Raw genomic sequence first — 6,513 nt, forward strand, 5'->3', positions numbered from 1 at the left:
GGCATCATGCGCTTTACAGATGTTTTTATAAAACGTCCAGTTTTAGCGGTATCGATCAGCTTTTTGATTGCATTGCTTGGTTTGCAAGCGGTGTTCAAAATGCAAGTTCGTGAGTACCCTGAAATGACGAATACGGTGGTCACCGTGACAACCAGTTACTACGGTGCAAGTGCCAACTTGATCCAAGGCTTTATTACTCAGCCATTGGAGCAAGCGGTAGCGCAAGCCGATAATATTGATTACATGACTTCGCAATCGGTACTAGGTAAATCAACCATTACTGTCAACATGAAGTTGAATACTGACCCGAATGCAGCATTGGCTGATATCTTAGCGAAAACGAACTCAGTACGTTCTCAGCTTCCAAAAGAAGCCGAAGATCCAACCGTAACCATGTCGACAGGTTCGACAACGGCGGTACTGTACATCGGCTTTACGAGTGACGAGTTATCTTCAAGCCAGATCACAGACTACCTCGAGCGTGTAATCAACCCGCAGTTGTTCACTGTAAACGGTGTGTCCAAAGTTGACCTGTATGGTGGTATGAAGTACGCACTGCGCGTATGGTTAGATCCTGCCAAAATGGGCGCTTTGAAGCTGACCGCAACCGATGTGATGAGCGTTCTTAACGCCAACAACTACCAATCTGCAACCGGTCAAGCGACAGGTGAGTTCGTGCTTTATAACGGTAGCGCAGATACTCAGGTGTCAAACGTTGCTGAACTTGAAGCACTGGTCGTGAAAACTGGTGAAGGGGATGTGATCCGCCTAGGTGATATCGCTAAAGTAACGCTCGAGAAGAGTCACGACGTTTACCGCGCAAGTGCCAATGGTCAAGAAGCTGTGGTTGCGGCGATCAACGCGGCACCAAGCGCTAACCCAATCAACATTGCAGCAGACGTACTTGAACTGTTGCCTCAGCTTGAGCGCAACCTACCAAGTAACATCAAAATGAACGTGATGTACGACTCTACGATTGCGATCAACGAGTCAATTCACGAAGTAGTCAAAACGATTCTTGAAGCAGCAGTAATCGTACTTGTGGTTATCACACTGTTCCTAGGTTCATTCCGTGCGGTAATCATTCCTATCGTAACTATTCCACTTTCATTGATTGGTGTGGCAATGGTGATGCAGGCAATGGGTTTCTCTTGGAACTTGATGACGCTACTGGCGATGGTGCTTGCAATCGGTCTGGTGGTGGATGACGCGATCGTTGTACTAGAAAACGTTGACCGTCACATCAAAGAAGGGGAGTCACCATTCCGAGCTGCAATCATTGGTACACGTGAAATTGCGGTTCCAGTTATCGCGATGACATTGACGCTAGGTGCAGTGTACGCACCGATCGCATTGATGGGTGGTATCACCGGCTCATTGTTCAAAGAGTTCGCTTTGACACTGGCAGGTTCAGTATTCGTATCCGGCATCATCGCTTTAACACTCTCACCAATGATGTGTTCAAAGATGCTTAAGGCAAACGAGAAGCCGAGCAAGTTTGAGCAAAAAGTTCACCATGTACTTGATGGCATGACTAATCGCTACGCAAGCATGTTAAAAGCAATAATGGCTAGCCGACCAGTGGTGATCGTGTTTGCGATAATTGTATTCGCAAGTTTACCAGTCCTATTCAAGTTTATTCCTAGCGAGCTAGCTCCATCTGAAGATAAAGGTGTTGTAGTACTCATAGGGACCGCACCATCAAATTCGAATTTGGACTACATCCAAAACACCATGGATGATGTGAATAAGATTCTCTCTGATCAACCAGAAGTGGAATACGCTCAGGTATTTAACGGTGTACCGGATTCTAATCAAGCGTTTGGTTTAGCTACACTCAAACCATGGGGCGAACGAGAAGCGAGCCAAGCAGAAATCAAACAGCGTGTTGGTGGGCTTGTTTCGAGCATTCCGGGAATGTCTATCGCTGCCTACGAAATGCCGGAGCTACCAGGTGCTGGTTCAGGCCTTCCTGTACAGTTCGTAATTACAACGCCAAACAACTTTGAAAGTTTGTTTACCGTTGCAAATGACATTCTGTCGGAAGTAGCAAGCAGTCCAATGTTTGTCTATTCCGATCTGGATCTGAAATATGATTCTGCAACGATGAAGATCAAGATCGATAAAGACAAAGCAGGTGCCTACGGTGTGACTATGCAAGACATTGGTATCACCCTCAGCACCATGATGGCAGATGGTTATGTAAACCGTATCGACCTAAATGGCCGCTCTTATGAGGTAATTCCTCAGGTTGAGCGTAAATGGCGTCTAAACCCAGAATCGATGAAGAACTACTATGTACGCTCTGTGGATGGTAAAGCGGTTCCATTAGGTAGTCTGATTACCATTGATGTGGTGGCTGAGCCTCGCTCTTTGCCACACTTCAACCAGCTAAACTCAGCAACTGTGGGTGCTGTTACAGGCCCTGGCGTTTCGATGGGGGATGCAGTTAATTGGTTTGAAAATATTGCACAAACCAAACTGCCTGCAGGGTATAACCATGATTACATGGGCGAATCTCGTCAGTTTGTAACGGAAGGTAGTGCCTTGTATGCAACCTTCGGTCTTGCACTTGCGATCATCTTCCTCGTTCTGGCGATTCAATTTGAATCACTCCGCGATCCTATTGTCATCATGGTATCTGTACCTCTGGCAATATGTGGTGCCTTGATCGCATTGGCCTGGGGTACGGCCTCGATGAACATCTACTCGCAGGTTGGTTTGATCACGCTGGTCGGCCTAATAACCAAGCACGGTATCTTGATCTGTGAAGTCGCCAAAGAAGAGCAGTTACATAATAAACTGTCTCGTATTGATGCGGTGATGGAAGCTGCGAAAGTGCGTCTTCGCCCTATCCTAATGACCACTGCAGCGATGATCGCAGGTCTGATCCCACTGATGTACGCAACAGGTGCAGGTGCCGCGCAACGTTTCAGTATCGGTATCGTCATCGTTGCTGGCCTTGCAATCGGTACACTGTTCACACTATTCGTACTACCTGTGATTTACAGCTACCTAGCTGAAAAACACAAACCTCTGCCAGTATTTGTTGAAGACAAAGACTTGGAGAAGTTAGCGCGAGTTGACGAAGCGAAAGCAGCTCATCGTGAATTAGCGGATAACAGATAAGCTATTAAGGCATTCAAAAAGGTCACTTCGGTGGCCTTTTTTATTGCCGCTCTCTTTTTTGCCATCTAAGTGGCGACTTTCACGTATCATTTACTTAAAATGAGGACAAATCAAAAGGAGTTTTAGCCACTATGTTTGACCCAAAGAAATTAGAGCAAATTGCTAAACAGATTCACGACTCAATGCCTCAACCTGTAAAAGAATTGGGCTCTGATGTCGATCAGAAAGTTCGTCAAGTAATCCAAGGCCAGCTAAACAAGCTAGATGTTGTAAGTCGCGAAGAGTTTGATGTTCAAACTCAAGTTTTACTACGTACACGTCAAAAGCTAACAGAAATGGAACAGAAGTTGGCGCAACTTGAAGAAAAGCTTGCTGAAAAATAAGTATCAAAGCGCTCCTCACAAAGGAGCGTTTTTCTTATCGGCGCGCAGATAAATCGGCTAAAAACAAAAAGGCTTGGTCAACGGCGACCAAGCCTTTTGATTAGATGTTGTGTTTTATTTTGTATTTATCACTCCAGTCTGCCTGGAGTTTATCTACTGCGTTACTTGAGACTAAGTAAATTACGCTGTATTAAGGTTTCATTTCTAGGAGAAGGCGCGGACTTTACGATAGTAAACGAGCACCTTCGACACCGAAATGGAGTCATTTAGCCGCCCACCGCGATACGCTTCATATCAGTCATGTAACCACGCAGCTCTTCACCGATGTACTCTACAGGGTGGTTACGGATTGTTTCATTCACAGCGATAAGAGTCGCGTTATCCACTTGGTTAGACGTTTCACCTAAACCTTTACCAATTACGTCAGTATTTACGGCTGGCATAAACTTCTCACGTAGAAGCGGCGTTGCTACGTTAGCGAACAGGTAGTTACCGTATTCCGCAGTGTCTGAGATAACCACGTTCATCTCGTATAAACGCTTACGTGCGATAGTGTTTGCGATAAGTGGCAGCTCGTGTAGAGACTCGTAGTAAGCAGACTCATCGATGATGCCAGATGCCGTCATCGCTTCGAATGCTAGCTCAACACCTGCACGAACCATAGCAACCATCAAGATACCGTTATCGAAGTACTCTTGCTCAGAGATTTCTACGTCAGTTTCTGGGTAGTTTTCGAAAGCAGTTTCACCTGTTTCTGCACGCCAGCCTAGTAGATTTGCATCGTCGTTTGCCCAGTCAGCCATCATAGTGCTAGAGAAGTGACCGGTGATGATGTCATCCATGTGCTTGTTGTATAGCGGACGCATCAGTTCTTTTAGCTCTTCAGAAAGCTCAAATGCTTTCACTTTTGCAGGGTTAGTTAGGCGATCCATCATGTGAGTGATACCACCAAACTTCAGTGCTTCAGTGATGGTTTCCCAACCGTATTGAAGAAGCTTACCAGCGTAGCCAGGATCGATACCATCAGCAATCATCTTCTCGTAACATACGATAGAGCCAGCCTGTAGCATGCCACAAAGGATAGTTTGCTCACCCATTAGGTCAGATTTCACCTCAGCAACAAAAGAAGACTCTAGACAGCCTGCACGGTGACCACCTGTTGCTGCAGCCCAAGCTTTCGCGATATCCCAACCTTCACCTTTTGGGTCGTTCTCTGGGTGAACAGCGATAAGAGTCGGTACACCGAAACCGCGCTTGTATTCTTCACGAACTTCCGTACCTGGACATTTAGGTGCAACCATTACTACCGTTAGGTCTTTACGGATTTGCATGCCTTCTTCAACAACGTTGAAACCGTGAGAGTAACCTAGTGCTGCGCCTTCTTTCATTAACGGCATTACCGTCTCAACAACGTTTGTGTGCTGCTTATCTGGAGTAAGGTTTACTACTAGATCAGCTTGTGGAATTAGCGTTTCGTAGCTACCTACCTCAAAACCGTTCTCTTTTGCGTTTTTGAATGACTGGCGTTGCTCATCAATCGCGGCTTGGCGAAGCGCATAAGCAACGTCTAGACCAGAGTCGCGCATGTTCAGACCTTGGTTAAGACCTTGAGCACCACAACCTACAATGACTACTTTCTTACCTTTCAGATAATCCGCTTCTGAAGCGAACTCACTGCGGTCCATAAAACGACAACGACCTAATTGGTCCAACTGCTCGCGCAAGTTTAGGGTATTGAAATAATTAGCCATCTGGGTGCTCCTTTGAGATTCTTCCATTGAGGTCAGTAATTGCCTTACCGAATAACTTTATACTAAAACAGACATGAGATTGCTTAAAGTGATATATTCACAATTAGTTATTGCAATTTATGCAACATGGAAATGAAAATTTAATGAATATCAAAAGCCTGCAACTTTTCATTCATCTCTGTGAGAGTAAAAGTTTCGCCAAGACCGCAGCGGCAATGCATATTAGCCCTTCAGCCTTAAGCCGACAGATACAAAAATTAGAGGAGGAAACCAGCCAACAATTGTTTTTACGCGACAACCGTAGCGTTGATTTAACTATCCAAGGTAAAAAGCTAGTCCCAGTCGCCTTAAAGATTCTTGGCGAATGGCAGCAGTATCAGAGTCATCTGAAGGGAACCGAGGATGAATTGAAAGGAGAAATCCGTCTCTTTTGTTCTGTTACTGCAAGCTACAGCCATCTTCCGGAGCTAATATCTGACTTTCGTATTCAGAACCCTTTCATTGAATTCAAACTATCAACCGGCGATCCAGCTCAAGCGATCGACAAAATACTAGCAGATGAAGCCGATATTGCCATATCAGCCAAGTCAGAACAGATGCCAAATAAAATCGCATTTGAAACGATCAGTGAAATCCCACTTTCTGTCATCGTACCTGTTGGGGTTAGTGCGTTTGCTGAAGAGCTACAAAAAGAAAAACCAGACTGGTCGGTCATTCCATTCATACTCCCAGAAGCAGGAACGGCAAGGGACAGGGCCAATACTTGGCTCAAACAAATGAAAATAAAGCCAAAGATCTACGCACAAACCTCCGGACATGAAGCCATCGTAAGTATGGTTGCATTGGGATGTGGAGTAGGTATCGCACCTGATGTTGTAATCAACAACAGTCCAGTAAGAGAAAAGATAAATCGTTTAAAAGTCTTACCAATTAAACCTTTTAAACTTGGTGTTTGCTGCAACAAAACTCAGCTGGAGAATCCGCTTGTTAAAGCCTTTTGGAAGGTTGCAGAGAGCAAGTATATCGCACCTTAGATGAACACTTTTTGGTATAAAGTGAGCTAATTTTAAAACTCTATAGATGCAAAAAAGCCCGCTCTTTCGAGCGGGCTTCTTAAAACTAAAGCCTGGCGATGTCCTACTCTCACATGGGGAAGCCCCACACTACCATCGGCGCTATTTCGTTTCACTTCTGAGTTCGGCATGGAAATCAGGTGGGTCCAAAACGCTATGGTCGCCAAGCAAATTCTT

At 45.2% G+C, this 6,513-nt stretch carries 4 protein-coding genes and 1 rRNA gene; 3 read left to right on the top strand and 2 right to left on the bottom strand.

Annotation, left to right across the window (positions count from 1 at the left end):
* Positions 1 to 6: 6 nt before the first annotated feature.
* Together vmeD and ubiK are read left to right on the top strand one after the other, a co-directional pair.
* Positions 7 to 3,129: a multidrug efflux RND transporter permease subunit VmeD gene (gene vmeD / locus R8O70_RS05015; protein WP_033907400.1), complete on the top strand. Its 3,123-nt coding sequence runs from the start codon at positions 7 to 9 to the stop codon at positions 3,127 to 3,129.
* Positions 3,130 to 3,260: 131 nt separating this feature from the next.
* Positions 3,261 to 3,512, top strand: a complete 252-nt coding sequence (gene ubiK / locus R8O70_RS05020; protein ID WP_005379099.1) for a ubiquinone biosynthesis accessory factor UbiK — start codon at positions 3,261 to 3,263, stop codon at positions 3,510 to 3,512.
* A gap of 266 nt (positions 3,513 to 3,778) precedes the next feature.
* Here ubiK and ilvC read toward each other — a convergent pair whose 3' ends face one another.
* Positions 3,779 to 5,263, bottom strand: coding sequence for a ketol-acid reductoisomerase (gene ilvC, locus R8O70_RS05025; protein WP_258625063.1), 1,485 nt, complete (start codon positions 5,261 to 5,263; stop codon positions 3,779 to 3,781).
* Positions 5,264 to 5,406: 143 nt separating this feature from the next.
* On the opposite strand from ilvC, the gene ilvY reads away from it, so the two are divergent.
* Complete coding sequence (gene ilvY / locus R8O70_RS05030; protein WP_005379097.1) at positions 5,407 to 6,297, top strand: HTH-type transcriptional activator IlvY; 891 nt, start codon at positions 5,407 to 5,409, stop codon at positions 6,295 to 6,297.
* 90 nt (positions 6,298 to 6,387) lie between these two features.
* Here the strand turns inward: ilvY and rrf are convergent.
* A 5S ribosomal RNA gene (gene rrf / locus R8O70_RS05035) occupies positions 6,388 to 6,504 on the bottom strand.
* Positions 6,505 to 6,513 lie beyond the last annotated feature (9 nt).

The sequence above is a fragment of the Vibrio sp. 779(2023) genome (assembly GCF_033344285.1).
GTDB classification, from domain to species: Bacteria; Pseudomonadota; Gammaproteobacteria; order Enterobacterales; family Vibrionaceae; genus Vibrio; species Vibrio alginolyticus.

What these genes read in the sequence shown, in the direction of transcription:
- vmeD (WP_033907400.1), top strand. Translation starts at nt 7, where the DNA reads ATGCGCTTTACAGATGTTTTTATAAAACGTCCAGTTTTAGCGGTATCG.
- ubiK (WP_005379099.1), top strand. Translation starts at nt 3,261, where the DNA reads ATGTTTGACCCAAAGAAATTAGAGCAAATTGCTAAACAGATTCACGAC.
- ilvC (WP_258625063.1), bottom strand. Translation starts at nt 5,263, where the DNA reads ATGGCTAATTATTTCAATACCCTAAACTTGCGCGAGCAGTTGGACCAA.
- ilvY (WP_005379097.1), top strand. Translation starts at nt 5,407, where the DNA reads ATGAATATCAAAAGCCTGCAACTTTTCATTCATCTCTGTGAGAGTAAA.